This is a genomic window from Agrobacterium sp. rho-8.1, assembly GCF_033957725.1.
Lineage (GTDB): Bacteria > Pseudomonadota > Alphaproteobacteria > Rhizobiales > Rhizobiaceae > Agrobacterium.
Map to the genome: position 1 here is coordinate 535,255 of NZ_CP192789.1, position 26,670 is coordinate 561,924.

23 protein-coding genes and 2 pseudogenes are annotated in these 26,670 nt (G+C 56.4%); 13 read left to right on the forward strand and 12 right to left on the reverse strand.

Annotation, left to right across the window (positions count from 1 at the left end; genetic code table 11):
- The first annotated feature begins 77 nt into the window (after positions 1–77).
- The 3 genes and pseudogenes from RMR21_RS17330 (at position 78) to RMR21_RS17340 (ending at position 2,308) form a co-directional block, all read left to right on the forward strand.
- A complete protein-coding gene (locus tag RMR21_RS17330) occupies positions 78–236 on the forward strand; it encodes a nuclear transport factor 2-like protein (protein WP_498670708.1) in 159 nt (52 codons plus the stop codon).
- Between the two features lie 75 nt (positions 237–311).
- On the forward strand, positions 312–1,364 hold the full coding sequence (locus RMR21_RS17335) for an LLM class flavin-dependent oxidoreductase (RefSeq protein ID WP_498670709.1): 1,053 nt from the start codon (positions 312–314) through the stop codon (positions 1,362–1,364).
- Positions 1,365–1,556: 192 nt separating this feature from the next.
- Positions 1,557–2,308: pseudogene (locus RMR21_RS17340) on the forward strand (IS6 family transposase).
- Between the two features lie 633 nt (positions 2,309–2,941).
- On the opposite strand, the gene RMR21_RS17345 reads toward RMR21_RS17340, so the two are convergent.
- Together RMR21_RS17345 and RMR21_RS17350 are read right to left on the reverse strand one after the other, a co-directional pair.
- A complete protein-coding gene (locus tag RMR21_RS17345; RefSeq protein ID WP_498670710.1) occupies positions 2,942–3,361 on the reverse strand; it encodes a type II toxin-antitoxin system VapC family toxin in 420 nt (139 codons plus the stop codon).
- Positions 3,358–3,609 (reverse strand): FitA-like ribbon-helix-helix domain-containing protein, encoded by a 252-nt coding sequence (locus RMR21_RS17350; protein WP_498670711.1) that lies wholly within the window; start codon positions 3,607–3,609, stop codon positions 3,358–3,360. Before RMR21_RS17350 ends, RMR21_RS17345 begins: the two co-directional genes overlap by 4 nt.
- A 467-nt stretch (positions 3,610–4,076) precedes the next feature.
- Between RMR21_RS17350 and RMR21_RS17355 the strand changes: the two genes are divergently transcribed.
- The gene (locus RMR21_RS17355; RefSeq protein WP_498670712.1) at positions 4,077–5,141 is read left to right on the forward strand and encodes a DUF1176 domain-containing protein; all 1,065 of its coding nucleotides are present in this window, start codon (positions 4,077–4,079) and stop codon (positions 5,139–5,141) included.
- Positions 5,142–5,512: 371 nt separating this feature from the next.
- On the opposite strand, the gene RMR21_RS17360 is transcribed toward RMR21_RS17355, so the two are convergent.
- Entirely contained in the window at positions 5,513–6,136 is a 624-nt protein-coding gene (locus RMR21_RS17360) for a TetR/AcrR family transcriptional regulator (protein ID WP_498670713.1), read from the reverse strand.
- A 137-nt stretch (positions 6,137–6,273) separates the two neighbouring features.
- Between RMR21_RS17360 and RMR21_RS17365 the strand changes: the two genes are divergently transcribed.
- The 3 genes and pseudogenes from RMR21_RS17365 to RMR21_RS17375 all read left to right on the forward strand — a co-directional run bounded on the left by RMR21_RS17365 (position 6,274) and on the right by RMR21_RS17375 (position 7,748).
- Positions 6,274–6,615, forward strand: coding sequence for a hypothetical protein (locus RMR21_RS17365; protein ID WP_498670714.1), 342 nt, complete (start codon positions 6,274–6,276; stop codon positions 6,613–6,615).
- A gap of 387 nt (positions 6,616–7,002) precedes the next feature.
- Positions 7,003–7,239 (forward strand): annotated as a pseudogene (locus RMR21_RS17370) (MFS transporter); the annotation flags it as partial.
- Between the two features lie 41 nt (positions 7,240–7,280).
- Positions 7,281–7,748 carry an MFS transporter gene (locus RMR21_RS17375; RefSeq protein ID WP_498671902.1) on the forward strand — a complete coding sequence of 156 codons (468 nt, stop codon included), beginning with the start codon at positions 7,281–7,283 and terminating at the stop codon, positions 7,746–7,748.
- 143 nt (positions 7,749–7,891) lie between these two features.
- Here RMR21_RS17375 and RMR21_RS17380 read toward each other — a convergent pair whose 3' ends face one another.
- Positions 7,892–9,097 (reverse strand): MFS transporter, encoded by a 1,206-nt coding sequence (locus tag RMR21_RS17380; protein ID WP_498670715.1) that lies wholly within the window; start codon positions 9,095–9,097, stop codon positions 7,892–7,894.
- Between the two features lie 112 nt (positions 9,098–9,209).
- Here RMR21_RS17380 and RMR21_RS17385 point away from each other — a divergent pair, with 112 nt between their 5' ends.
- Positions 9,210–9,818: a TetR/AcrR family transcriptional regulator gene (locus RMR21_RS17385; RefSeq protein WP_498670716.1), complete on the forward strand. Its 609-nt coding sequence runs from the start codon at positions 9,210–9,212 to the stop codon at positions 9,816–9,818.
- Between the two features lie 375 nt (positions 9,819–10,193).
- Here the strand turns inward: RMR21_RS17385 and RMR21_RS17390 are convergent, their stop codons facing one another.
- The 6 genes from RMR21_RS17390 to RMR21_RS17415 form a co-directional block, all read right to left on the reverse strand.
- On the reverse strand, positions 10,194–11,549 hold the full coding sequence (locus RMR21_RS17390) for an alpha-glucosidase/alpha-galactosidase (RefSeq protein WP_498670717.1): 1,356 nt from the start codon (positions 11,547–11,549) through the stop codon (positions 10,194–10,196).
- A gap of 19 nt (positions 11,550–11,568) precedes the next feature.
- On the reverse strand, positions 11,569–13,236 hold the full coding sequence (locus RMR21_RS17395; protein ID WP_498670718.1) for an ABC transporter ATP-binding protein: 1,668 nt from the start codon (positions 13,234–13,236) through the stop codon (positions 11,569–11,571).
- Between the two features lie 12 nt (positions 13,237–13,248).
- Positions 13,249–14,379: an ABC transporter permease gene (locus tag RMR21_RS17400; protein ID WP_498670719.1), complete on the reverse strand. Its 1,131-nt coding sequence runs from the start codon at positions 14,377–14,379 to the stop codon at positions 13,249–13,251.
- 1 nt (position 14,380) lies between these two features.
- Positions 14,381–15,388 (reverse strand): ABC transporter permease, encoded by a 1,008-nt coding sequence (locus RMR21_RS17405; RefSeq protein ID WP_498670720.1) that lies wholly within the window; start codon positions 15,386–15,388, stop codon positions 14,381–14,383.
- A gap of 109 nt (positions 15,389–15,497) precedes the next feature.
- The gene (locus RMR21_RS17410; RefSeq protein WP_498670721.1) at positions 15,498–17,585 is read right to left on the reverse strand and encodes an ABC transporter substrate-binding protein; all 2,088 of its coding nucleotides are present in this window, start codon (positions 17,583–17,585) and stop codon (positions 15,498–15,500) included.
- Between the two features lie 102 nt (positions 17,586–17,687).
- The gene (locus tag RMR21_RS17415; RefSeq protein WP_498670722.1) at positions 17,688–19,154 is read right to left on the reverse strand and encodes an alpha-glucosidase/alpha-galactosidase; all 1,467 of its coding nucleotides are present in this window, start codon (positions 19,152–19,154) and stop codon (positions 17,688–17,690) included.
- Positions 19,155–19,341: 187 nt separating this feature from the next.
- Between RMR21_RS17415 and RMR21_RS17420 the strand changes: the two genes are divergently transcribed.
- Entirely contained in the window at positions 19,342–20,223 is an 882-nt protein-coding gene (locus tag RMR21_RS17420) for an AraC family ligand binding domain-containing protein (RefSeq protein ID WP_498670723.1), read from the forward strand.
- A gap of 488 nt (positions 20,224–20,711) precedes the next feature.
- Positions 20,712–21,008 carry a DUF982 domain-containing protein gene (locus RMR21_RS17425; RefSeq protein ID WP_498670724.1) on the forward strand — a complete coding sequence of 99 codons (297 nt, stop codon included), beginning with the start codon at positions 20,712–20,714 and terminating at the stop codon, positions 21,006–21,008.
- A gap of 40 nt (positions 21,009–21,048) precedes the next feature.
- Here the strand turns inward: RMR21_RS17425 and RMR21_RS17430 are convergent, their stop codons facing one another.
- Positions 21,049–21,738: a GntR family transcriptional regulator gene (locus tag RMR21_RS17430; RefSeq protein WP_498670725.1), complete on the reverse strand. Its 690-nt coding sequence runs from the start codon at positions 21,736–21,738 to the stop codon at positions 21,049–21,051.
- A 239-nt stretch (positions 21,739–21,977) separates the two neighbouring features.
- Between RMR21_RS17430 and araD the strand changes: the two genes are divergently transcribed.
- Both araD and RMR21_RS17440 read left to right on the forward strand, forming a co-directional pair.
- A complete protein-coding gene (gene araD / locus RMR21_RS17435) occupies positions 21,978–23,714 on the forward strand; it encodes an L-arabinonate dehydratase (protein WP_498670726.1) in 1,737 nt (578 codons plus the stop codon).
- Positions 23,715–23,733: 19 nt separating this feature from the next.
- A complete protein-coding gene (locus RMR21_RS17440; protein ID WP_498670727.1) occupies positions 23,734–24,459 on the forward strand; it encodes a ribonuclease activity regulator RraA in 726 nt (241 codons plus the stop codon).
- 60 nt (positions 24,460–24,519) lie between these two features.
- Here RMR21_RS17440 and RMR21_RS17445 read toward each other — a convergent pair whose 3' ends face one another.
- A complete protein-coding gene (locus tag RMR21_RS17445; RefSeq protein ID WP_498670728.1) occupies positions 24,520–25,161 on the reverse strand; it encodes a TetR/AcrR family transcriptional regulator in 642 nt (213 codons plus the stop codon).
- A 199-nt stretch (positions 25,162–25,360) separates the two neighbouring features.
- Here RMR21_RS17445 and RMR21_RS17450 point away from each other — a divergent pair, with 199 nt between their 5' ends.
- A complete protein-coding gene (locus RMR21_RS17450; protein ID WP_498670729.1) occupies positions 25,361–26,644 on the forward strand; it encodes an MFS transporter in 1,284 nt (427 codons plus the stop codon).
- Positions 26,645–26,670 lie beyond the last annotated feature (26 nt).

Genomic DNA, 26,670 nt, shown 5'->3' on the forward strand with positions numbered 1-26,670 from the left:
AAACGTGGCACTTCGACATTCATAGAAATGCCTCGACCGCACCAAGCTGATGAAAGCGCCAACCCACGGAGCCCGAAATGAGCAGAATCCCATCCCCCACCAAGCTGCTGCGCCGCAGCCTCGCTACGTTTCTTGACAAGGATATGAAGGGCTGGTCGGAGCTTTGCGACGAAAATGTTGTCGCGGAGTTTCCCTTTGCGCCGGAAGGATCGCCCAGACGGCTGCGGGCGGCGTAACTCGAGGAGTGGTTCCGCCGTCCCCGCAACGGCGGAACCACTCATCCATCCCCCTCACCTTTGAATGGAATGACAATGGAAATCGGCATCGACAGTTTTGCGGCCACCATTCCAAACCCCACCACCGGCCGCACCGTGCCGGCCGCCGACCGGATCGAGGCACTGCTTGCCGAAGTCGAGACTGCGGATCGTGTCGGTCTTGATGTCTTTGGCATCGGCGAACATCACCGCAAGGAGTTTCTCGATTCCGCACCTGCCATTCTTCTCGCCGCCGCTGCTGCACGCACGAAACAAATCCGCCTTGCGAGCGCAGTGACGGTTTTGAGCGCGGCTGACCCGGTTCGGGTCTTTCAGGATTTTGCGACGATCGATCTCATCTCCAAGGGACGCGCAGAAATCGTCGTTGGCCGCGGTTCCTTTGGCGAAGCCTACCCGCTCTATGGTTTTGCCATGAACGATTATGACGCGCTGTTCGCCGAGAAGCTCGACCTTTTGATGAAGCTTCGCGATGAGACACATGTGACATGGCGCGGTCGCTTTCGACCTGCCCTTACCGGCCAGGGCGTCTATCCGCGTCCGCATCAGGACAAGATGCCGATCTGGCTGGGCGTCGGCGGAACGCCGCAATCCTTTGCACGCGCCGGAGCACTCGGCCTTCCCCTGATGGTCGCCATCATCGGCGGCTCCTTCGACCGCTTCCGCCCGCTTGTCGATCTTTACCGCGAGGCAGGCCAGCGCGCCGGCCATGCACCGGAAACATTGAAGGTCGGTGTCCATGCGATGGGCTTTGTCGGCGACACCGACCAGACTGCCGCGGATGCCTTTTTTCCGGGCTGGGCTTACATGTTCACCGAAATCGGTCGCGAGCGCGGCTGGTCGACCGCAACCCGCGCGCAGTTCGACGCCATGCGCGGCCCCCACGGCGCCTTTCTGATCGGCAGTCCGAAGACGGTGCGCGAAAAGATCCTGGCGGCAGACAAGGCCCTTGGCGGCATCTCGCGCCTGACGTTCCAGATGAGTTCGGCCATGCTGGAGACAGAGACCATGCAGCGCTCCATCGAACTTTTGGGGTCAGAGGTCGCGCCAGCGATCAGGGCTGAACGCGGCGGGAGCCCGTCGCATGGGTGAACTCATCGGCGGCCTCTGGCAGAAAAGCGGCATCGAAAGCGTGCTGGCCGACGGGAATTGCGTCGTCCGCCCTCCGTGTTCACGAACTGGATCACCAACGATTCGAGCGGGCCTTGTCGCAAATTGTCTGGCTTAACGGAATGTTGACCATCGGAAGAGAAATTCGCGCCCCAAAAGTTGCGGAGCAAGCCAATGATTAGGAATGCCATTGCCGAAAAGCTGAAGGCCAATCAAAGGGTGATTTCAAGGGACGGCATTTCGAGGCGTGGCTGATCGCGCAGGCAGTTACCTGGTATTTGCGATACCCGCTCAGCTATCGGGACGTGGAAGAGATGTTCCGTGAGCGTGGCTTCGAGGTCGATCACAGCACCATCAAACGTTGGGTTCTTGCTTATACGCCTGTCATCGAGAAGCGGCTCCCCCAGTTTCGCCGACCACATTGTGGATCGGTGTGAATCGACGAGACTTATGTGAAAATCCGCGGCAAATGGCGATACCTCTATCGCGCCATCGACAAAGTAGGAAATCCCGTTGATTTCCTTCTGACCGCAAAGCGCGATCTCGACGCGGCTAAGCGGTTCTTTCGGACGATGCTGAAGGACGAGCCGTTGCTGGCGCCCAAAAAGGTCGGCACGGATGGCGCCACCACATTTCCGTCGGCTATCAAAACGGCGGTTAACGACGGACTTCTGGACCCAGATCCCGTTCACTATGTCACCAAGCATCAGCAGCAGGGCATAGAGAGCGACCATTTCCGGGTGAAGAAGAACATGCCGAAGATCGGCGGCTTCCAATCATTCAACACAGCGCGGCGAACCATCGCGGGTTTTGAGGCGATGCTATGGTTGCGGAAAGGCTTCGGCGTTTCAGGCGGCTGGACTGTGAACGACCAGAACGACTTGCTTGCGCGCCTCTTTGGAGTTCAAAAGGTTAACAAAGCGTGAAGATCGCTACATTCAGCGGATAAGCCCCGGCTGGAGAATGTTTGCGACAAGCCCGAGGAAGATGATCACCGCGGCGAAAAGACAGTCCGTCTGTCCGGGCTAAAAAATGAACACTGGTAGATGTTCTATTGCGGCTGGATTGACTGCTGCGTCTGCCATTCGACCACCTCGATAAAGATTCGTATAACGCAGACATTTAGCGTCATGCGACGGGGCGAACGACGGCATTGCCTCCATTCGCGCATGCGTTCCACAAAGCGTGCGCTTGCCTGGTCTAGTGAACGATGGCAATGGTGGGGAGTATGTTACTGTAACATACGGTTGGCGAGGCCGTATCGAAGAAGGTTTTCCTTCCACATTGGTCTCTCCGTCGTGCAAATTATCTCCCTGCACGGCAAGCTAAGGTCTCTAAGACTGCGATGCAGATTGGGCAAGTCAATCTTGACCCAAGCCGGAGTCGATTTCATTTCGCTGCCATTGCACCCGTAAGCGAGTGACTGCTGCTTCAGGATTGAAGTCGAGTGGGGAGGGATCGCTCCCTGTTTGTTCATCTCATCGAAAGCCCCCCGAAACGGCATTGAGGTGATCAATGCTCTTGATGAGACTCGAACCAGCGACCCGTAATTCTAAAGGCTAGGCGGCCCAGGGATTGATAACTCTCAATCCGGCTGCTTCAAATGGGCTTGTATCTCGCGTCGCGACCGCGAGATGGTTTTCTGCCGCAGTAGCAGCAATGTATCCATCAGCCTTCCCGATCGTCTTTCCGGATGTACGGCCGCGGGCCATCAGGTCCGCGTAGAATTGGGAGGTACCTAGGTTAAAGGGCAGAATGCGTCCGTCAAAAATAGGTAGAACTTCACCTTCAAGGCGATCGTGGAGAATTGTCTGACGCTTCCCCGATGGCATTGAGGCAATCTCGAAACGAAGTTCGGCAATTGAAATCGCGGAAATGAATAGCGTTTCGATGGCCTGTGCATCCAGCCAAGTCAGCACAGCAGTATCAGGAGCCGGCCTCCAAGGCTCAGATATTACATTAGTGTCTAGCAATATCATTCGAAAGTCATCGGTATTGCCGGGGTCCTGTCGCGCTGTTGCAGCGCTTCGACGTCACTGTTTGACATTTCGGCGTCACGGCCAATTGCCGCGAGAAGCGAGCCGAGTTTCACGCGCCCAGATGGACGAACAGCGGCGTCGAGAATGTCACGAATTTCGGCCTCGGTGCTACGACCGTGGTAAGTTGCTCTTGCGCGTAACGCCCGATGAGTTTCATCAGAGAGGTTTCGTATGGTCACCGCCGCCATTTATCCGATCCTATCTACATTTTCGTTGTGATATCACCAGCACAGAAATGATAGCATTTTCAAGTCGTGCTATGAGAAAGAAACGAGTAATTGTGCGCGTTCTTTCGCCTTGAACATGTCTGAACCGCTGACCCTGTTGGAAATGTGCACTCATCGGTAATTTCGTAGCTTCAGCGCGAGCTTGAGGATGAATGGCAGGCTTGTTCCGGTTGCCAACAGGCGGCTCCTCTATAGATCAACACGATGTAGACATTTAACGCGGCGTGCTCAGTCGGACCTGGCGGCGACGGCTTCGCTTCATCACCTAAAATTCCTGTCGCTCGCCCAAGGAACTGGTCTTTCAATTGCTTGATCTGGTGTGTACCGATCAAGCCTGACCCTTGCGGAATCAATAGAAATAGCAACATGCTCATACCGATCGACCCGTTACGACCATGATGCCGTGGCAACTTAGGGGTAGAAAAGAGATGACGAAGTTGATGGTGTCAAAGCGCACAAAAGCCGCGTTGCTAGCCCTTTTGGTGAATGCAGGTTCAGCAGTGTCGCAGCATGCTGAGCCTATCCAGTCCTATGATAGCTATCAAAGCTGGTTCGTCGTCTGTGACAACACGCTAAGCTGCGTGGCCAAAGGTTTCGACGATGCGAGAGGCGGGGCGGAGATCCGGATTGAGCGAGAGGCAGGAGCATCTGGGGCGCTTATGGCCTCGATCAGTAGCATAGCCAGCTTTCTGCCGGACGATATCAAAATCGATGGCGCGCCAGGAGACATGCACGGCGCAGAATGGAAATATACGAGTTCGCAGGACGGAAGCTCGCTCACGACCAACGATTTCGCCACGGTTCGCACGCTGGTGCAGCAGCTTCGCAATGCGTCTAAAGTTACCATGGGCGAAGCGACTGTCCCGCTCAACGGCTTCAGTGCAGCGGTGCTGCGCCTCGATGATCGTCAGGGCAGGATTGGCGGCGAGACCGCGCTGCTCAAGACCGGCCTCAAAGCCGCCTCAGACGTTCCAGCCGCGCCTCTCCTGCCGCACATTCCCAGCCATCCAATTCCTGAGCGTTTGATGCCAGGTGAGGACGCGCAATTGATCGCGCTGGTTCGCGCCGACCAGAAGGCGGTATTCGTCAAGGAGGAATGCGGGGATACCCCGCAGCAGCCCGAGGCGTATGCGCTAGATCAAGCCCAAGCGCTCGTTCTTATCCCCTGTATTATGGGTGCCTATCAGGGGTCGTCACTTGCATTTATTGCGCAACGGGGCAGCGGACAGGCACACCGGCTGATAGCGCCAACGCCCTATCTTGGCAACGATCCGGATCGCGCCAACGCAGCTTATGTTACAGAAGGCAGCTTCGATGCCGAACGAGGCATGCTTAGTATGGCTGCGAAGGGACGTGGGCTTGCCGATTGTGGCATGTTAGCGAGCTGGATCTGGGACGGCGGGGCATTTCGTCTGTCGGAAATGTCGTTGCAGCAATTATGTGGCGGGATCGAGCCAGGCGATTGGCCCACTCTCTTCAGGTCGAGACAGTGATTCCGATAGCATATATTCACGGTCCTGAAGGGATGTGAACCGACGACCCTGTAATTACGAAAGCTATCTGTCTGAAATCAGTTTGTATCGGCTGTTCAACTGCTCCAGAGAGCCAAGGCTCCGCACCAAAGACCTATTCTACCATATAAGGTCGAGTGCTCGCCGCCAATTGAAGCAAGACTTTGGTGATCGCACAGCCCACATGGGGTGTAGGCTTACCGTCGGGTAGCCCCTCGGCTTTTCTGGCTTACGCCGTTCTTCGTGCCACGATCGTGGTCCTCTTGCTTATCGTGCCTCGCTTCAACGTCCATTGAGAGACCTCAGCGGTTACGCGACTGACGCCTGACGACGGTAAGGCGTTTGAAACGCAGTTACACTCTGGCGGGATAAGTCTGGGTTCCATCGATCAGACCACGGGAGAGTACATGCCCAATCAGTTCATCCAGATTGGCACCGGGCACGCTCTGCGCCATGGCTGCAAGCCTGCCATCGATAATCAGCGTCGCCAAGCCATGCATCAGGGACCAGCGCGTACTTGCAACGACAAGTGTTTCGAAATCGCTCCTGTCTTCAGCTTGACCGGAAGCTCCACTGGAAAGAAGTGCGAATGCCGCCGGACCCGCAACGGATAAGGAGGGAGAACACCAATTCAGCCGCTCGGAACGGAACATCAGCAGAAAGACGCCCGGATGGGCCCTTGCAAAGCGGATGTAACCGCGTCCAAGCGCCGTGGTATAAGCAGATTGCTCGACCTGAGCGGTAGCCTCGTCCACCTCGATCAAGACAGTCTCGCGCAATCGCACGAAGCCTGAAGCAGCCAACTCCGTCAACAGGCCGGAGAGATCGCCAAAGTGATGGGCAGGCGCGCCATGCGAAACGCCCGCTTCGCGAGCGGCCGCCCGCAAGGTCAGTCCGTCAATGCCGTCGCGGTCGAGGATTGCTTCTGCCGCCTCCAGCAGAGCCTGGCGTAGCGATCCGTGATGATAAGGTTTCATGCTTAATCCTTACACTGACTAGATTATGATTGACCAGATTAAATGATCCTGACATTAATGTAGACAGTGTCTAAATAAGAACGTTTCAATGCCATTGAGCGCCTCTTTAGAGGGCGCCTTTCATCTGGAGGATTGCGATGGAACAGGTTTACGTATCGATCACGGGCCTCCAGCTGAAAGGCAGGCGCCATTTTTTCCGTTTCTGGTGGCATGCAATCAGGTCAATGGCGCAAGCGAGACACGCCGAGGGTAATATCGCCAGCGATGCGCGCCTTATCAAAGGCGTCCATCACACTAGGACCGTGTGGAAGGATGAAGGCGCAATGCGTCGATATCTGATCGCTGGGGAGCACCTGCAAGCGATGAAGGCGTTCAGCTCGATCGCGACAGGCAAGACACTCGGCTTCTACTGCGAAAGCGTTCCTGATTGGGACGAGGTGCACCAGGCGTGGCAATCACGCGGCAGGCAAGTCGGATAATCAGACACGCCCGAGATAGCGCACCGCGCTTAAACCTCAGATACCTTGCACCAGAAAGAAAAATGTTACGACAGAGTTTTCCACTCCTCATGCGCTTCGCATGCCGTGATTGGTGTGGCGGCATCGGAAGCACCTTCGCTTTTCATCTGGCCCGTACCCGGTGCGCATGAGGTCACCGTCATTGCAAGGCCGCCCTACTGCAGCCACAGAACGCGTGCTTGATCTGCATTCGACTGGAGATGAGCGGTGCGATCTTGCGTGTTATCCGGCTTCCAAGGTTGACCCCATATGCTACGCAGCAAGATCAGGAAGTGTATCAATTTTCGCTTCCCCGCCGCAGTCACCCTTCGGTGCCTATGGAGGGGTCAAATGGCTAGCCGAAACACAGACAAGGTCCCGGATGCGAGTGGACTGTTCAACCTGATGCGCAATCTGGGCGGTGCAATCGGTATCGCCCTGATCGATACCATCATCTACACCCGGTCGGAGCCACTTGGTGCAGCGCTTCTGGAGCGCCTCAAGGCCAATAACGCCGATGCTGCAGCTTTTATCGGCGTTCCCCTGCAGACGCTAGCTGAGCATATGCCGGCAGCCTTGGCTTCTTCTACGCAGGCATATTCGCCAACATATCGAGCTCATCCTTCGCCTACATCGACTATCATCACGTGTCGCCCCAACTCTTTGGCCTGGTGTTTTCGGCCGGTACCGTTGGGCTCATGGTCACGAACTTCATCAATTCCTGCTTGGTCAAGAGGTTCGGCAGCGACCGTCTCCTGAAACTCGGGGCGGCTGGCGCGGCAATCGCAGGCATTGCCCTGGCCGTCGTCACCGCAACCGATTTTGGGGGCGTCATCGGAATGGCCGTCACTCTTTGTCTGTTCATCGCCATGAACGGCTTTGTCAGCGCCAACGCGATCTCGGGTACGCTCGCTGACTTCCCTATGCGTGCCGGCACTGTGTCAGCGCTGATGGGGGCTATTCAATACGGCAGCGGTGTCGTCGGCTCGGCAGTCGCAGGAACGTTTGCGGATGGGACCCCTTGGCCGATGGGGTGGGTGATCGCAGCTGCGGGGATCGGAAGTTTGGCGTGTAGCTTTCTGGTAAAAGGCGCGCTCCAAAAAGGTAGAGGCTGAATGCGCCTTGAAGGGACTCGAACCGCCGCCCCGTAGCAGAGGCGGCGGGCTTATCCTGATATCGCTGTTACGAACAAGTCCCGGCTGCGAGTGAGTACGCCTCCGCCGCTAAAGCACGGAGAAGGGTTGGCCACGCCTTTGTGTCAGTGACCGCCGACCTGGCTAGTCGATAATCGAGCACCGGGTGTGAAGCCGCGATGCTTGGCCGACCACGCGATGAACAATCCAACTGTCAGGAACGCGGTCAGCGCCCATGGAAACGACGAGGCACCCCATGTATCAAGAAGCAGACCGCCGACGATGCCACCGCCTGCGATCGCTCCGTTCCAGGCAACAACATTCATAGACAAGGCTACGTCCGCTCCCTCGCCTGCGGTGTCAGCCAAAGCTGTCTGGAGTAGTGTCGCAGCCCCTCCGAAGGTAATACCCCAAATTACCACGCCACAGAACACGACTGTAGGCGAGCCTGCCCATATTCCGAAAACCACAGACGTAACAGCGAATGCAAGCAGGCTGGTGAGAACGGCGCGTCGCAGATAGCGGTCGACGAGTTTTCCCGCGATCCCGATACCCATCAATGCAGCGACGCCGAACGCAAGCAACACAAGGTCAACACGATCCGACAGCCCTGCCTGCACAACGAAGGGTGCCACGTAGGTATAAAGAATGTTGTGGGCGAGCATCCATGCGATGACAACGCTCAAAACCGGACGCACTCCTTTAGTAGTGAATACCGTCGCAAGAGGGATACCTTCTCCTTGGGCTTGACCCGGAAAGTCAGGGACCTTGGCGACGACCCAGACGATGAGGATGATCGTCACCAGTGACATGATCCCGAAAGCGGTGCGCCAGTCTGTGAGCGTCCCTAACCAGGTTCCGAGCGGCACACCAAGGGCCAGTGCGACAGGTACTCCTACCATCGCAATCGCCATCGCCTTGCCTTGCTTGTCCGGCGAGACCATCCGACGTGCATAGCCTGCCAGCAGGCTCCATGCCAGACCCGCGGCCACCCCCGCGAAAAAGCGCGCTGCCATCGTAAGCCAATAGTTTGGCGAGAGCGCTGTAACCGTGTTGAAAATCAGAAATCCGATGATCGTCAGGAGGAGAACGTTGCGTCGTCTCCAACCGCTCGTAGCGATCGTCAAAGGGATAGCAGCGACCAGCGATCCAATCGCATAGGCGGTTATGGTCTGCCCAGCCAGTGCCTCAGATACGTTGAGGCCTTCGCCAATCTGCGGAAGCAATCCGGCCGGAAGAGCCTCGGTGACGATGCAAACAAAGCCTGTCATCGCAAGTGCCAGCAATCCTGCCACAGGCAGTCGTTCAGTTTCGATTGTAGACTTCGCCATGATGGGAACCTCGTTCGATATATGGATCAATCGATCCGGATATTGCATGAGGCAGAACCCTTGGCAAGGACTTGTGGATCGAATAGTCTATATAAAGCGAGAGGAGATGACGATGGCGCGAACCGGACGTCCAAGAGAATTCGACAGAGACAAGGCACTTGACTCTGCGTTAGCTCTGTTCTGGGAACAGGGATACGAGCCGACTTCGCTTGCGCAGCTCAAGACCGGCATGGGGAACATTTCGTCTGCGAGCTTCTATGCGGCGTTCGGTTCAAAAGAAGGGTTATTTCGTGAAGTCGTCGAACGGTATCAGTCCACTTACGGACAGGTTACAGCCACGTTGAGAGACGATACCCTGCCTCCAAGGGAGGCTATTGAACTTGCCCTTATCCGTTCTGCCGAGATGCAGACCGACCGCAACCATCCTCCGGGCTGCCTGATGATCCTAGGTGCCAGCAATTGCACTCCAGAGAACCAACATATCGATGATCTTCTCGCTGCCGATCGCGCCAGAAACAGAAAAGGCATCGAAGATTGCATCCGGCGGGGCATTGCCAGCGGAGAACTGGCACCCAACGTCAATATTGACGCGCTTGCGACCGTCTTCCACACATTCTTGCTTGGCATCGCCATGGAAGCGCGGGATCAGCTCGATCCGAAAAGGCTCGTTTCCTCCGTCGAGGCTCTCATGCTTTCATGGGATGCGAACTGCGCGCTTTAGACATTGGGTTCTATGCTTCTCAGGCCAAAAGAGGGCTGCTTGAGTTTCTTCAGTACCATGCGCCTTGAAAGCATTCGAACCATCCACCGCTGTTTCGTTTATGATCCGATGTCCAAGATTAACCCTTTTCCGCTCGGAAAGATAACCCCAGATGCTACGATATAGGTTGTTGATGCGTATTGATTTTTTCCGTCCAGCTGGGGTAATCTTCGGCACCGATAGCGGGGTCAGATCCCTCGCCGAAACACATCGTGTTTGTTAAATGTCGCGGAAACTGTCCCTCCGCGACAATATTTTGCGCAAGTCACAAGGAATAGGAACTAGGGCCTTGATTGCGTCGCATCATAAACATCAATAGTACTGTGCCGCGGCTTGCTATGGCTGAAACCGGGTCCACGCTGGCAACCAGTCGGCATGGGCAACCAGCAGGTCATCGACAAGCGACCAGATCTGATCGAGATCGAGTTCCGCCGCCGTGTGCGGGTCAAGCATGGCCGCGTGGAAAATATGATCCCTGTTTTCCGTCATCAGCGCAGCCACCGTCAATTCCTGCACATTGATGTTCGTACGCATCAGCGCAGTAAGCTGGGGCGGTAGATCACCGACAAGGGTGGGCTGAATGCCATTGTGATCGACAAGGCACGGAACTTCTGCGGCACAATTGGCTGGCAGTGAGGTGATGCAGCCATTGTTGCGCAGATTGCCATAGATAACCGAAGGCTCCCCCGTCCAGACGGAATTGATGATGGAGGATGCATACTCCTTCGACTGCTGAACCTCGATCTTTTCGGCGGAACGATAGGCCTCCGCCTGCCCTTTCCAACGCTCGATCTGTTCGATGCAGCGCTTGGGATATTCATCCAGCGGAATACCGAATTTCTCGATAAGGTCTTCGCGACCCTCCTTGATGAAATAGGGTGTGTATTCCGCAAAATGCTCTGAGCTTTCCGTGACGAAATAACCGAGACGGGTCAACATTTCATAACGGACCTTGTTCGTGCAGCGCGGGTTCCAGCCGGGTTTGGGCGCACGGCCCTCCCGATATGCACGCAAAAGGTCTGGATAAAGATTGCGGTAGCTGCCATCCGGCTGGCGGTGTTCGAACTCCAAAAAGAACGCCATGTGGTTGATACCGGCGGAACGATAGCGGATTTCCTCGTAGGGAATGTCGAGATCTTCAGCCAGTTCCATGGCTGTGCCCTGCACCGAGTGGCAAAGCCCCACCTGCCGAATCGTCGGGTATTTTTCGGCAATCGCCCATGTATTGATGGCCATCGGGTTGACGTATTGCAGCATGATCGCGTTCGGGCAGACGGCCAGAATGTCGTCGCAAATCTTCCATAGATGCGGCACGGTGCGCAGGCCACGCATGATGCCGCCAACACCCAGAGTGTCGGCAATCGTCTGGCGCAGCCCGTATTTTTTGGGCAGTTCGAAGTCCGTGACAGTGCAGGGCTCATAACCGCCAATCTGGAAAGCGACCACGACGAAATCCGCACCCGTCAGGGCCTGGCGCTGATCCGCATGGGTTTCGACGGTCGCTTTCACCCCCAGCGTGGAAATCAGCTTGTTGACGACGATTGCGCTTTCCTCAAGCCGTTGCGGATTGATGTCCATCAGCGCAATCGTGGCGCCGGAAAGGGCGGGACGTTGCAGCACGTCGCCTATGATGTTTTTCATGAACACCGTCGATCCGGCGCCGATGAAGGTGATCCTTGGATTTCTTGCCATGTTTGTCTCCGATAGCAGTTCAGGCGATTTCAAATGCGGCTTTGACAAGCCGTTGGGTGTAGGCGGTCTTAGGGTTGGCCAGCACATCCTCGACCGGCCCCTCCTCCACGATGCGACCGTTTTGCATGACGATGACGCGGTGGCAGAGCGCCCGTACCACCTTCAGATCATGCGAAATGAACAGGTAACTCAGCCCCCTCTCATCCTGCAGCTTGCGCAGCAGGGCGATGATCTGTGACTGGACCGAAAGGTCGAGAGCCGATGTCGGCTCGTCGAGCAGAATGAATTCCGGCTCAAGTGCGATGGCGCGGGCAATGGCGATGCGCTGACGCTGGCCACCGGAAAACTCGTGCGGGAAACGCGAGAGAATATTGGTCGGCATGCCGGACGCGGACAGCGCATCGCAGACACGCTCCAGCCGCTCGGCCTTGCTTGCCCCCAACCTGTTGACAACAAGCCCTTCCTCAATGATCTGGCCGATGGTCATACGCGGATTGAGCGACGAAAACGGGTCCTGAAAAACCACTTGCATACGTGAGCGCAAAGGCCGCATTTCAGCGCGGGATTTGCCGTGGATAGGCTGATTGTCGAACAGAATGTTGCCGCCCTGCGGCTCATTCAGCCGGAGCAGCGATTGCCCGAATGTTGTTTTTCCAGATCCGGACTCGCCCACGATACCCAGCGTTTCGTGCCTGTGAAGCGTCAGTCCCAGACTATCGACGGCAATCAGTTCCTTGAGTTGCGGCTTGAATAGACCACCATGCCGCAACATGAAAGACACGCGCACATCGCTCGCTTCGAGCAGCATGGCGGAGCCGGACGGCAAAGGCTTAGCCTGCCCTTGCGGTTCGGAATCGAGAAGCTTTTTGGTATAGGAATGGCGCGGGTTTGCGAAGATTTCTTCGGTCGTGTGGTGCTCGCGCACTTCTCCGTGCTGCATGACATAGACGTAATCAGAAAACTTCCGCACGATGGTCAGATCATGCGTGATGAGAACGACAGCCATGCCCCGCCCCTGCTGCAATTCCCTAATGAGGTTGAGGATTTGCGCCTGCACGGTCACATCCAGCGCCGTTGTCGGCTCATCGGCAATCAGCACATCTGGGTCGTTCGACAGGGCCATGGCAATCATAACACGCTGGCGCTGCCCGCCGGAAAGCTGATGCGGATATTGTTTCAGCCGCGCTTCAGGGTCAGGAATGTGGACTTGCTGCAGCAGTTCCAGCGCCCGCGCTTCGGCCTGTTTACGGCTCATGCGATTATGAACGCGAATAGCCTCAACGATCTGGCTGCCGATGGTGTAGATCGGGTTCAATGAACTCATCGGCTCCTGAAAAATCATCGCCAGGCGGTTGCCGCGCATTGCACGGCGGGCGCGCTCCGGCAATTTGAGGATGTTCTTGCCCTCGTAAGAAACGGAGGCTGTGCTGGAAACCACGGCGCGTTTGGACAGAAGCCCCATCACGGTACGTGCCGTGACAGATTTTCCGGAGCCGGATTCACCAACGATGGCAATTGTTTCACCGCGATACAGCTGGAAAGACACGCCCTTCACCGCATCGACAGTGCCATGTTCCACCTTGAAATTGACCGCGATGTTCCGCGCATCGATAATCGGCGCATCGTGTCGCGATGCGTGGTCGAAGCGGATATCAGGGGCAAAAGATGCCAGTGAGGAAGTCACCATTTCAGTCTCCTCTCAATAGGGATCGACAGCATCGCGCAGGCCATCGCCCAGCGCGTTGAAGGCAAAAACAGTGACCAGAACGAAGCCAACCGGGGCCAGAATCCAAGGATAGGAACCGATGACCGAATAGGTGGCCGTATCTTGCAACATCAGCCCCCACGAAATCAGCGGAGGTTTGACGGCGAAGCCCAGGAAGCCAAGAAAGGATTCCAGAAGCACGACGCTTGGAATGTGCAGCGTGACGGCGACGATTACATGGCTCATCACATTGGGCAGGATGTGCTGGAAGATGATGCGCCTGTCGGTCGCACCAATCGCCATGGCGGCCCGCACATAATCGATACGTGCCAGTGCCAGCGTTTTGCCACGGACTTCACGCGACATCTGCGCCCAGCCAAGGGCCGACATGACGACCACAACGAAGGTGAGGAACATGTTGGTCGGTGCCGTCACAGGAATGAGCGATGTCAGCGCCAGATAAAGCGGCAATTGCGGAAAGGCGAGAACGATTTCCACAAATCGCTGCACCCACGCATCGACCGCGCCGCCGAAGTAACCGGAAATCAGGCCAACGCTGGTGCCGATGACCGTCACGATGAAGACCACACTCAGCGCAATGGCCAAGGAAATGCGCGACCCGTGAATGGCACGCGACAACACATCGCGACCGAACTTGTCGGTTCCCAGAAAATGTACCGCCTCACCATCCACGGATCCAAAAAAATGCGTGTCCATGGGGATGAGGCCAAAAAGCCTGTAGGGCGCACCCTCGACGAAAAAGCCAAGATAATGCGGATTGTCATAGTTCGGCCCGACGATGGGCTGGAATGTTATCGGGTCAAGCTCCTCGGTTTCCGCCATGCCGTAAACGCGAGGCCAAACGCTGAAACCGCCGTCTTTTTCACTAAAACTGATCGTTTGCGGTGGTGTGAAACTCGCGCCGGTTTCCGTTGGGTCCATGGGTGCGAAAAAGTCGGCGAAAAGAGCGATGACGATGAGGAGGACCACCAGAACCAGACCGACCATGCCGGTAAAAGAGCGCCGCAAACGACGCCAGACCAACGCCATGTAGCTTTCATTGGCGCGCTGCTCGGCAACCAAGACTGCCGGTTCCTGTTGCGCTGACGAATGAACAGCAACCATCTCATGCCCTCCCTAATTCGCGCACGCGCGGATCGAGCATCGCCAGCAATATGTCTGCGATGATGTTGCCGATAATCAGCGTTCCGGCGAGAACCATCATGAAGGTGGCGGTCACGTAGACATCGCCTACGGCCATTGATCCGACGATGGCAGGACCAACGGTCGGCAGCGCGAATATGATGGCCGTTTCGATTTCGCCGGTCAGCATGTAGGGCAGGACGACACCCTGATACATGACCAAAGGATGCAGCGCATTCGGCACGGCATGGCGCATGATAACAGCGCCTTCCGAAAGCCCCTTGGCACGGGCGGTTTCGACATATTGCGCATTCAGCGTATCCAACAGATTGCCGCGCATGACGCGCATATTGTAAGCGAGCCCGCCAAAGGTGGCGATGGCGACGACCGGCCAGACATGGCTGACGAGATCGACAAATTTCGCCCAGGACCATGGCGCACCGCCATATTGCGGAGAAAAGAAGCTGCCGATTTCGGCGACATTGAAATGAAACACCATCAGGTAGACCATGATCAGCGCCATCAGGAAGCGCGGTATCGTCATGCCCAGAAACGCGATGGTGGAAAGAAGATTATCGACCCAGGAATATTGCCGCGTCGCGGCCCATATGCCGAAGGTGATGCCGAGTATGGACGCAAACAGGTGGCAGACCAGCGCCAGAAGCAGGGTGCGCGGTAGGCGTTCTCCGACCACATCCGCAACCGGCTTATTATAATAAAAGCTGTAGCCGAAATCACCGCGGGTCACGATGCCGCTGACCCAGTTGACGTATTGCACCACCATCGGCTTATCCAGACCGTGCTCGATGCGGTATGCCTGCGCCTGCGCTTGCGCCTGTTCGAAAGACGCGCCGCCCTGATTCATAAGCTGTGAGCGAATATAATCCGCATAATCACCCGGCGGTGCCTGAATGATGGCGAAGGTTACGATGCTGAGGATCAGCATCACCGGCACTGCGGAGCTGAGGCGTACGAAAAAGAACCTGAGCATGACGAAATGTCTCCCTACATTGCTGCCCGGCTTGTGACCGGTGCCGCCTTTTGTCCCCCGGTCCGGCCGCGCTTCACGCGCGACCGGTCATGGTGTCTCCGGGAGGGAGCTAGTTGATCGGGCCGCCATCACCCGGCTTGCCTGGGAGTTGCTGCGGAAAGAGTTCGTATTTGCCTTGTTTATCGGCGGCGACCCATAGGCGCTCACGCATGACTGCGTCTTCCGCCCAGTTAAACATGAAGATCGGCGTTCCCTGCGGCACGTTGGAAAAGCGCTTGTTGACGATCAGCGCACCGGGGTATTCTGTCAGACCAATGGTATAGAGGTTCTGCGTGTAGACCTTCTGATACTGTTTCATCAGTTCGGCCCGCTCCGCATTATCCTGTGATGCGATGAAGCGGTTGACAAGATCGACCATCTCTTTCTCGAACGGCATCAGGTCCACCTGCTTGCCTTCAGGCGCGCGGTGGTTCCAGCTGGTGCGCGGGCCGACAGGTGCAAGCTGCTCCGTGTTCTGCACCACGGAGGCAAGCTCTGTTGTGTTACGGCGCACAAGCCAATCGAACCGCCCACCATAATGTGCGTCGTCGCGCTGGTTGCCGTCGAGGGAGTTCAGCACCACCCGCAGACCCAGCTTTGCCATCTGGCCGACGAGACCCTCAGCCAGACTTTTGTCTGTCGTGTAGGTATTGTTGACGAGCAGAACGATCTCGACGTTCTTGCCACCCGCAGTCCCCGCTGGGAAGTTTACGAAGCCATCACCGTCTGTATCCTTCAAGCCAACCCTGGCAAGAGCCGCTTTTGCCGCTTCGAGATCATAGGGATAATAGACGGTGGAATTGCGGTCATAAAAGCTGGTACCGGAGGAGATGCCGCCCGGATAGATCGCCGTAAACGGACCCTTGACCAAGGAGTCGCCAACCGCCTTTCGATCGATTGCAGACGTCACCGCCTCGCGAAAATCCTGATTGCGGTTCAGCTCGCGAATGGCCTGCTCACGTTCATCGGGCGCACCCCAGCCATTGCCGGAGAAATTCATTTGAAGATTGTAACCGATCAAACGCGGACCGAATGCAAGGCGTGCCGGTGCCTTTTCGTCGGCGGCTCGCTTGAGCGAAGCCACGAAGTTTTCCGGCTGTTCCAGATTGGAGAAATCGCCTGATCCGGCCACAGCCTGCACATCGCGGTCAGCCCACGTCGAAAGCTTGTAATGAACCTCATCAAGATAAGGCAATTGCTGGCCCTTCTCATCGACCTTCCAGTAATAAGGGTTGCGGCGAAGGACGATGAGGTCATCCGGACGGTATTCCACCGGAGCCCACGCGCCCATCACCGGCATGTTCATATATTCCGGCGGGAAGGCATTCTTGAACTGGTTGTAGGTGTTCTTGGAATATTTAGGATGCTGAGGCTTCAGGATATGCGCTGGTCCCGGGCAGAAATTCGGATAGGCCATCGTGTAGAGATACTGCTTGGGAAACGCGCTCTTGAACGTCCATTCAACGGTGTAGTCATCGATCTTGGTAAGTGTCGTGCCTTCTCCGAATGCTTCTGGTGAAGCGCCCCCGCCAAGCGGCGATACGTTCGGATCGACAACCCCGTCTTCCCAATAAAACATGATGTCTTCAGCGGTGAACGGAACGCCATCCGACCATTTCGCACCTTTCACGAGATGCATCGTCAGCTTGTGGCCATCCTGCGACCAGTCCCAGCTTTTGGCGAGGTTGGGCAATGGCTCCGTGTCCTTGGCTTCCACCTGAAACAGCGGGGCCGTGCGTGTCAGGCATTCAGACAGTGCGATGTCGATGCCACCCCAACCCTGCGTCTGGCCAGCCATATAGTTCCAGCCCTCTGGCCGTCCACCAATGACGTGGCGGATGGTATCGCCATAAACGCCGATACCATCCGGCATATTGGCGGTCTTATAGACCAGCGGCTCCTGCGGCAGACGCTCCTTGAGTGGTGGCAGCTTGCCCGTCTTCTCGAATTTTTCCGAAACCCAGTCGGGCTCGCTGTAATTCGGCAGCGCCTTGAATTCCAGGATGGAATCGCGCTCCACATATTTTATCTTGCCTTCCGCCGGAAATTTGGCTGGCTCAGGCGGTGCCGATGTCTGAAAGGCATGGGCATTCATCGCGATCAGCGAAACGCCGAAACCAAGGCATGCACTCAAGAAAATCTTGCGTTTATGTTGCATCGTCATGTCCTCCCAATGGCGCGACCAGCACGCCCCTCCTTGATGGTTCCCGGAAAACCAGCAACACCGACACCTCCTCGTGCCAACGCCGCCGTCAATAAATCAGACCGCCTGCTTCAATGCCGCTTTTTCGGCCCGCAATTCTTCAATCGATCTGACATTGCGACGGGCAGCACCCGCCCAATCGCGTGTCTTTACGGTGGATCTGGACAGACGATCCTTCGCAGCTGGAACGGCATGTGCGTATTGGGGCAACCAGCGCGCCTGCGCGACCACCATTTCATCCACCATCTGCCAGACCTCTTCCGGGGTCGATACCGCACCCACCAGTGGATCATGTAGAACGGCAAGCTTCAGAAGATCGATATCGCCGGTAACAGCCGCATGAACGGACATGCGCTGCACGTTTATGGATGCCATGCAGGTCGCGGCACAGGCTTCCGGTATCGTGATGCCAGAGACCATATTGATGCCGAAACGGTCCACGAAACCGGGCGATTCGATGATCGAATCTTGTGGAAGATTCGTAATAACGCCGTTATTCTTGACGTTGAAATGGCCGCGGTAAACACGCCCTGTTTCCAGCGCTTCCAGAATATGGCTTGCATGTTCGTTGGACTGCTTGGCCGGATCGACAGGCTTTGACGCGGATTCCAGAAACTGCGGAAACTCCGTTTCGAACCAGTTGCGGGTTTCCGTGGAATATCGAAGGTAACCGCCGGTTTCACCATGAATCCAGTCGGACATATCGATCCAGCGGGTAATCTCATCCGGCCGTTTGCGATACCATGGCAGATATTCAGAAAGGTGGCCGTTGCTTTCTGTCGAATAGACGCCAAAGCGTTTCAGCACATCGATGCGCAGCTTTTCCTGTTGCGAAAAAACCGGATGCGCTTCGAACCCTGCGATCAGTTCATCCTTGCCAATCGTGCGGCCATTCAGCTTCAGATCTACAAACCACGTCTGGTGGTTGATGCCGGAGCAGATGTAATCCAATTCAGAAACAGACTTGGCACCCAGCACCTCGGCAATCTGCTCGGCACCGTGCTGAACGCCATGGCACAGACCGACAGTGTCGACCTTGCCATATTCAATCGCAGCCCAGGTGTTCATGGCCATGGGGTTGGCGTAGTTCAGGAACTTGGCACCCGGTGCCGCGACTTCGCGGATGTCCTTGCAGAAATCCAGAATGACGGGAATGTTGCGCTGTCCGTATAGAATACCGCCTGCGCAAATCGTATCGCCAACGCACTGGTCGATGCCGTATTTCAGCGGAATGCGGATATCGTCGGCATAGGCTTCAAGCCCGCCAACCCGGACGCAACTGATGATGTATTTTGCGCCTTCCAAAGCGCGGCGACGCTCCGTCGTGGCCGTGACCTTGACCGGAAAACCGTTGGCTTCAACAATGCGATCCAGGATCGCTTTGATCATTTCGAGATTGTGTTGGCTGATATCCGTTAGAGCGACTTCGACGTCGCGAAATTCCGGTACGCACAAAAGGTCAGTGAAGAGTTTCTTCGTGAAACCAACACTTCCTGCACCAATGATAGCGATTTTGAAACTCATGTTGGCACCTTCGTTTGCGAAATGAATGCGAAAGACAGGCAGGCAACTGGTCCACGGGGCTAGGGCTTTAAAATCAGAAAACAGCCGAAAAATATGGTTTCTCCTCCCATATTCTCCCCTTGAACGTCTCCTCGATGCGGGATTATGCTGATAATAACCGCAAGGGCCAGAGAAGGATTATGCTTTTATGGGTAATTTTGTGCTGCAAGATTTGATCGATCAGGGACCAGTCATGCGGACGGTGTCGCTGCCACGTGGCAGGCAAACGTTGCACACAATGCCCACCAGCAGTGGTTACGAAATTCGCCATGGTAGCGGGTATGACTGGGACGGGCGAAAGCGCGGACGGACACCATTCACCGTCCTGCAATATTGCATAAGCGGTCAGGGAAATCTCCGCTACGAGAACAACACCCACCGCATAGGACCCGGCGAAGCTTTACTGCTGCTCGTTCCCCATAACCATCGCTACTGGCTGGAGGAAGACGGTCGTTGGGAATTCTTCTGGATATCCATGAACGGCGAGGAAGCCCTGCGCATCCACCGCGATATTCAGGCCGTGACCGGACCTGTCCTCAAGCTTCAGCCAGAGACGGTGAATCATCTTGCACTTTGTTGCTCACGTCTCGTCAATGGCGCGGAAACGCCGGGGGCAGCCTCCGCCGTCGCCTATGAAGCAGCAATGGTGCTTTACGACGATGTGTTCGGCTCTCATCCCTCGTTCGGTGGCGAATACCGGACCATGCAACAGGTGCTGAGCTATATCGACAATCATCTGGATAAGAGCCTTTCCGTCACTGATCTCTCCACCGTTGCCGGTCTCAGTCGCGCTCATTTTTCCCGCATTTTCGCCGCCAATGAAGGCTTGCCGCCTGCAGAATTCGTTCTACAAAAGCGGCTTAGGCGTGCGGCTAAACTTTTGACGACGGCAGCAAGTATGCCGATCAAGGAAGTGTCCGTGCGCTGCGGTTTTGAAGACCCGAATTATTTTTCCAAAGTCTTTCGGCGGTACTATGGCATCAATCCCAGCGAATTTCGCAGCACCGGCATGTATGCGAGCGTACGCTAGCAGATCGGTTTTGTCTTAGCTTCCACTGTTCGCTCGCGTGGACGGGCGCCTACTGCGTGCTTCTTTGCTGTCCACTTGGTTCGCCCATGGAACTTTGGTTGTTATCCAGTTGAAGGGAATCGAACCACCGACCCCTAAATCGACTTTTGCTAAATGCTTGGGAAATATTCGTTATCGTGCTGCCCTAATCAGATTTCATTCCGTGACACGAACCACAGATCCAGACATTCCGCTATCGAGCTGTGCAGCGGATCTGCTAATAGCCGGCATTTCGGGGTACTTTAATATAATGCGGCGGCACTGTAACGTTAACCGGTCGGCACCGGCCCGGCAAAGCAGGAGCCACTGGAGATCGACGCTGAGCGTCAGGTTGCATAACCTCGATACAGAGCCAAGCTTTTGCTGAGCTCTCAAAGAGATAGACAGCGCTGGGCACCTCGGCGCTGTACGGCTATGGCAAGCAATCGGGCGGTGGAAAGGACGAGGCTATGAAACCCGATCTCTTCAAGACACCTGTCAACGTCCTCGTTGGCCTAGGGGTACCGACGCCACTACATTCTGTGACGGACGCCTACCAGCTTTTGATGGACTGGCGGCGTTTACCCCATGACGGCGCAAGGGCTATGGCTCTTAAGGCGTGCAAGGCGGCGTTAAACGGCGAAATAGACCCGGAGATCGCCCGCGGCGTGTTTGTCGCCTATGCTGAAAAACATGATCTGCTTGTGCCAGATGTTGCCGCACCCGCTTTCAAACGCGCGCAAAGTCGCAATCCCCATACCTGTTGATTATGAGAGCAGCCAGCGGTTCGTCTCTCCACGCGCGGCGTTATCCGACATAATCGGGAAACGTCGCGCTGATGACATCTGCTACGGAAAGCGTGCCGGACAGGTGTCTTCGCAGGGCCGCTTGCGCCTGATCAGGCTCGCCTGACGCGATTGCGCTGACAATGGCCTCATGATCGGCAATGACCGTCTGCATCTTGCCAGGCATGGGCAGGTTGAGGCGCCGCAGCCGATCAAGATGGACGCTCTGGCGCCGAACATTGCTCCAGAGCTGTAATATGCCCGTTTTATCATAGAGTTTATGGTGAAATTCACGGTCGATGTCATCGAAGAGATCGTAGGTTGCCGGAGCCGCGACCGCTTTTTGCCGGTCCAAGATATCGTTGAGTTCCGACGCCGTTTGAGCCGCCGCCTCCTCGGTTAAACGCCTCACGGCCTCAAGCTCGATGGAGAGACGCAGGAACTGGGCTTGTTTTGCGTGCTCGACGTCGATCTTCGCCACCACGGTTGCATATTGCGGATAGACATCAACGATGCCTTCTTCCTGCAAACGCATCAGTGCATCCCGCACCGGCGTCTGGCTCACGCCAAATTCAAGTTGCAACGAAGCCCGCGACAAAACCGTTCCCGGCACCAGTTGCACCTTAAGAATACGCTCGCGCAAAATATCGTGGATCTGAAGCGCGACCTGCCGCGATCGATCCAACTGCCCGCCTCTGATCATTCCAACCATACACATACCCGCTGCCGTTCTCATGACGCCACTAAACCACATATCAGGGATTGATGCACTGATGTTTTAGTGCTTCAATGTGTTCAAGTTTGTAGCCGGGTCTGTCGCCGCCCTTGATGACCGCTGATGTTTTCTGCGGCGGGGCGGAAACTCAAGATTCGGACCGGAGCAAATGACGACCAGCGTGAACGCTAGGCGCAGCTTTGCCGCGTTCAATCCCCCTGATTAGGTCACATGCCATGACAGAGAGAAAAACACCTGAAACGCTGCGGAGCGCGCGCTGGTTCGCGCCCGATGATCTGCGCACCTTCGGCCACCGATCGCGCATGATGCAGCTCGGATATTCCGAAGAGGATTTCGCAGGAAAACCGATCATCGGCGTCCTCGACACATGGTCGGAGCTCAACACCTGTCACGCGCACTTTAAGGAACGCGTACAGGATGTGAAACGCGGCGTGATGCAGGCGGGCGGCTTTGCGGTGCAGATGCCATCGCTGTCCGTCGACGAGAGTTTCACCAAACCCACCTCCATGCTCTACCGCAACATGCTGGCGATGGAGACGGAAGAGATGATCCGCTCTCACCCGCTGGATGGCGTGGTGCTGATGGGCGGTTGCGACAAGACCACGCCCGGTCTCGTCATGGGCGCGATTTCCGCAGGCGTCCCGATGATCTACCTGCCTGCCGGTCCGATGCTGCGCGGCAATTATGCGGGAAAAATCCTGGGCTCCGGCTCCGATGCGTGGAAATACTGGGATGAGCGCCGCGCTGGCAATATTTCCGACGAGGAATGGCTGGGCGTGCAAGGCGGTATCGCGCGTTCCGCCGGGACGTGTATGACCATGGGCACCGCCTCCACCATGACAGCGATTGCCGACGCCATGGGACTGACATTGCCCGGTGCGTCCTCCATCCCCGCCGTGGATGCCAACCACCAGCGCATGGGCGCTGATTGTGGCCGCAGGATTGTCGATATGGTGTGGGAAAACCTCACGCCGGACCGCATCGTGACGGAAGCTGCATGTCGCAATGCCGCCATCGTTGCCATGGCGACAGGGTGTTCCACCAATGCCGTCGTGCATCTGATTGCAATGGCGCGCCGTGCCGGTGTCGATCTGACATTGGACGACCTCGACGCGCTTGGCCGCGTCACCCCGCTGATCGCGAATGTTCGCCCTTCAGGCAAGGATTACCTGATGGAGGATTTCTTCTATGCGGGCGGATTGAGAGCGCTGATGAAGCAGATCGAGGACCGTCTCGATCTCACGGCACTGACGGTGACCGGCAAGACCATGGGTGAAAACCTGGAGGGCGCCCTCGTCTTTAATGACGATGTCATCCGCCCGCTGTCCAATCCCGTGTACCACGAGGGTTCGCTAGCTGTTGTGCGCGGCAATCTCTGCCCAAATGGCGGCGTCATCAAGCCTGCGGCCTGCGATCCCAAATATCATGTGCATGAGGGACCGGCGATGGTGTTCGACAGCTATCCCGAAATGAAGAAGGCCATCGATGATGAGAACCTCGACGTCACGCCGGACCATGTGCTGGTTTTGCGCAATGCAGGTCCGCAAGGTGGCCCAGGCTTTCCCGAATGGGGCATGCTTCCCATTCCCAAGGCCCTGATCAAGAAAGGGCACAGAGACATGCTGCGCATTTCCGACGCGCGCATGTCCGGCACCTCCTATGGTGCGTGTATCTTGCATGTCTCGCCGGAAAGCTTCGTTGGCGGCCCGCTGGCGCTTCTCAGGAACGGCGACACCATTCGGCTCGACCTGCCCAATCGCACCCTCGACATGCTGGTGAGCGACGAGGAACTCGCGCAGCGAAAAGCTGAATGGAAAGCGCCGGACCCACGCTTCCAACGCGGCTATGGCTGGATGTTCTCCCGCCACGTGACCCAGGCCGATCAAGGCTGCGACTTCGATTTTCTGGAAACCGGTTTCGGCAAGACCGCTGGCGAACCGGACATTTATTGAACCAAGGAAAGAGACTGCTATGACCGACTATGTATTGAGCGAAGCCACGCGCCAAAAGTTCAAGAAAATTTCCACCGCGTCCATTGCCACCGCCCTGTTCAAGCGCGGTTTGCGAAACCAGTTCATTCAGGGCGTCGTCCCGGTTTCTCCAAAGACCGAGGTTATGGTCGGGCAGGCATTCACTTTGCGATACATCGTTGCGCGCGAAGACCGCAATCCGATCACCGTCTTTCGCAATGCAGACCACCCGCAACGCGTGGCGATCGAAACCTGCCCCGCAGGCCACGTGCTGGTGATGGATAGCCGCAAAGACGCGCGCGCGGCAACGGCAGGTTCGATCCTGATTACGCGACTGGCGCTGCGCGGTGCAGCGGGTGTCGTCACCGATGGCGGATTTCGCGATGCCGCAGGCATCGGCGCACTCGGCATGCCGTCCTATTACGCAAAACCATCGGCACCCACCAATCTGACTCTTCACGAAGCCATCGACATCAATGTTCCCATTTCCTGCGGTGATGTCGCTGTGTTCCCCGGCGATGTGCTCGTGGGAGACAATGACGGCGTCATGGTCATTCCCGCCCATTTGGCGGATGAGCTTGCCGAGGAATGCGCCAACATGGAAAGCTATGAGGAGTTCGTTCTCGAACAGGTGAATGCTGGTGAGGCCATCATCGGGCTGTATCCGTGCACCAAGGACGAGCACCAGAAGCGCTACGAAGCCTGGCGCGAAAAGACCGGAAAATGATCTTGGTCCGTTTCGATCGGGGCGGCAAAAGCGACGGACGCCCTTGTCGCCGGGTTTATGTCAACCAAGCTTGATGGTGTCGATCAGGCGCGTGATGTAACCGGAAAAGACGGTTACCATGTCGAATTCTTCCGGTGATCTCAGCCAGAGCATCTGAAGTCCGTCCATCATGCTGATCAGTTCGGCGGTAATGGCTTCTGGGTCGATCTCTGGAATGATTTCGCGATCTGCGATCCCTTTTTGCAGACAGAATGCGAGGTTCTTCTTCAGCGTCATGACGCGTGCGGCAAACCACGCACTTGCCGGATGATCGGCGGTGAGGCTTTCGGCGTTGAGGACAGCAAATGCCTGTACAACATTCGGGATCGTCTGATTGATCGCCGCGATCTCCACCAGACCGTGCAGTACCTTGCGCCAATCCAGATAGTCTTCCCCCACGCTCGACGCGCTGTCGAGATCGCGCTTTTCGAGAATGGCGAGCAGCAGGTCGACCTTCGTCGGAAAGTAATGAAGAAGCCCCGGCAAGGATAGGCCCACATCGGCAGCGATGGCTGCAAAGGATGCGCTTTGAAAGCCATCTCTCGCAAAATGCTGCATGGCTGTCGTCAGGATGGCCTCTTTCCGGGCCACACCTTTTGGCGATTTGCGGCGTCTGGGCGGTGCTTGGTCCAATACGGAACCGTCATTCATCTTGTCACTCATAGCCATTCCATATCATCTGCATCGCATATTTTTGAGACGCAATTTTTCTGTTTCGCCTTCTGGGCCCGGCGTCAGATCAAGGCAATTGCAGGATACAAAAAAGTTGACTAATTTCAATTACCGAGTAGTCGGTAGGTTTAATGCAACATTCGTTGGGGGATGACGTTGTTGTCAAGTTATTGCCGTGGAGGGTTTTATTATGAGTATGACAGCATCAGCGATTGCCGCCGGGTCGTCCGGCAAGCCGGTCGAAAAATCAGTCGGCCTCCCTTTTATTCTCACCTACGGGCTGGCCAGTATCGGCTTCTTCACGGCTGTCATGACACCCGTCGCCATGACACTGGCCGTTCGCGTCAACACGCTCGACCCTGTCGGCAAAGGTGCAAGTCTCGGAACGATCCTCGGCCTCGGCGCCCTCTTTGCGCTTCTGGCAAATCCGATTTTCGGTCAGCTTTCGGATCGCACGCGCTCACGTTTCGGGCGGCGGAAACCCTGGCTGGTCGGCGGCGTGATTGTCGGTAGTCTGGCGCAAATCTTCATGGCCTATACCTCTAGCCTGATCGTCATCGGCATTGCATGGTGCGTGATCCAGGCGGCATATAACGCCATGCTGGCGGCACTTGTCGCAACCGTGCCGGATCAGGTGCCGGAACACCAACGTGGCCTCGTATCAGCGCTGGCTGGCATGTCGATCTACATCGCTCTTCTGATCGGCAGCGGCATTCTCGCTTTGACGGGAACGGCCAGCAACGCCATGTTCCTCATCCCCACGGGCATCGGTCTGGTATCGGTTATCATCTTCGTTCTGGTGATCGAGGACCGCCCTTTGACCGACACACCGGAGAAGTCTCTCCCAGGAGTGTCGGAACTGCTGGGCAGTTTCTGGGTCAACCCGGTCAAGCATCCCGATTTCGGATATGCGTGGCTCAGCCGCTTTCTGGTGTTCTTCGGCTTTGCCGTTCTCACCTCCTATCAGGTCTATTATCTGATGGACCACTTGAAGATCTCGGAAGCCGATATCGGCGACATCATGTTTTTCTCCACGCTGATTACGGCCGTTTGCGTCGTTGGCTCGTCGTTCGTTTCGGGATACGTCTCTGATCGCATCGGTCGCCGCAAAGCCTTCGTGCTGCTGGCTGCCATGACCTATGCGCTGGGCATCGTCGTCATCGTTTTCGCAACCGATCTGACGATGTTCTACAGCGGCATCGCCGTTACATCTGTCGGCTTTGGCGTCTATATGGCGGTCGATCAGGCGCTGGTGGTGGATATTCTGCCCGACAGGGAAACGCATGCAGCCAGAAATCTGGGCGTTCTCAACATTGCCAATGCCGTTCCGCAATCCATTGCTCCGGCTGTCGCACCCTTCCTTCTGGCCATCGGCAATACCGGTGGGCAAAACTATGGCGTTCTCTATGCCGTCGCAGCGGTCTGCGCCTTCCTCGGGGCGCTGGCCATCTCGCCCGTTCGCGGTGTTCGTTGATACCGCAAATTTCTCTTTAACCAACA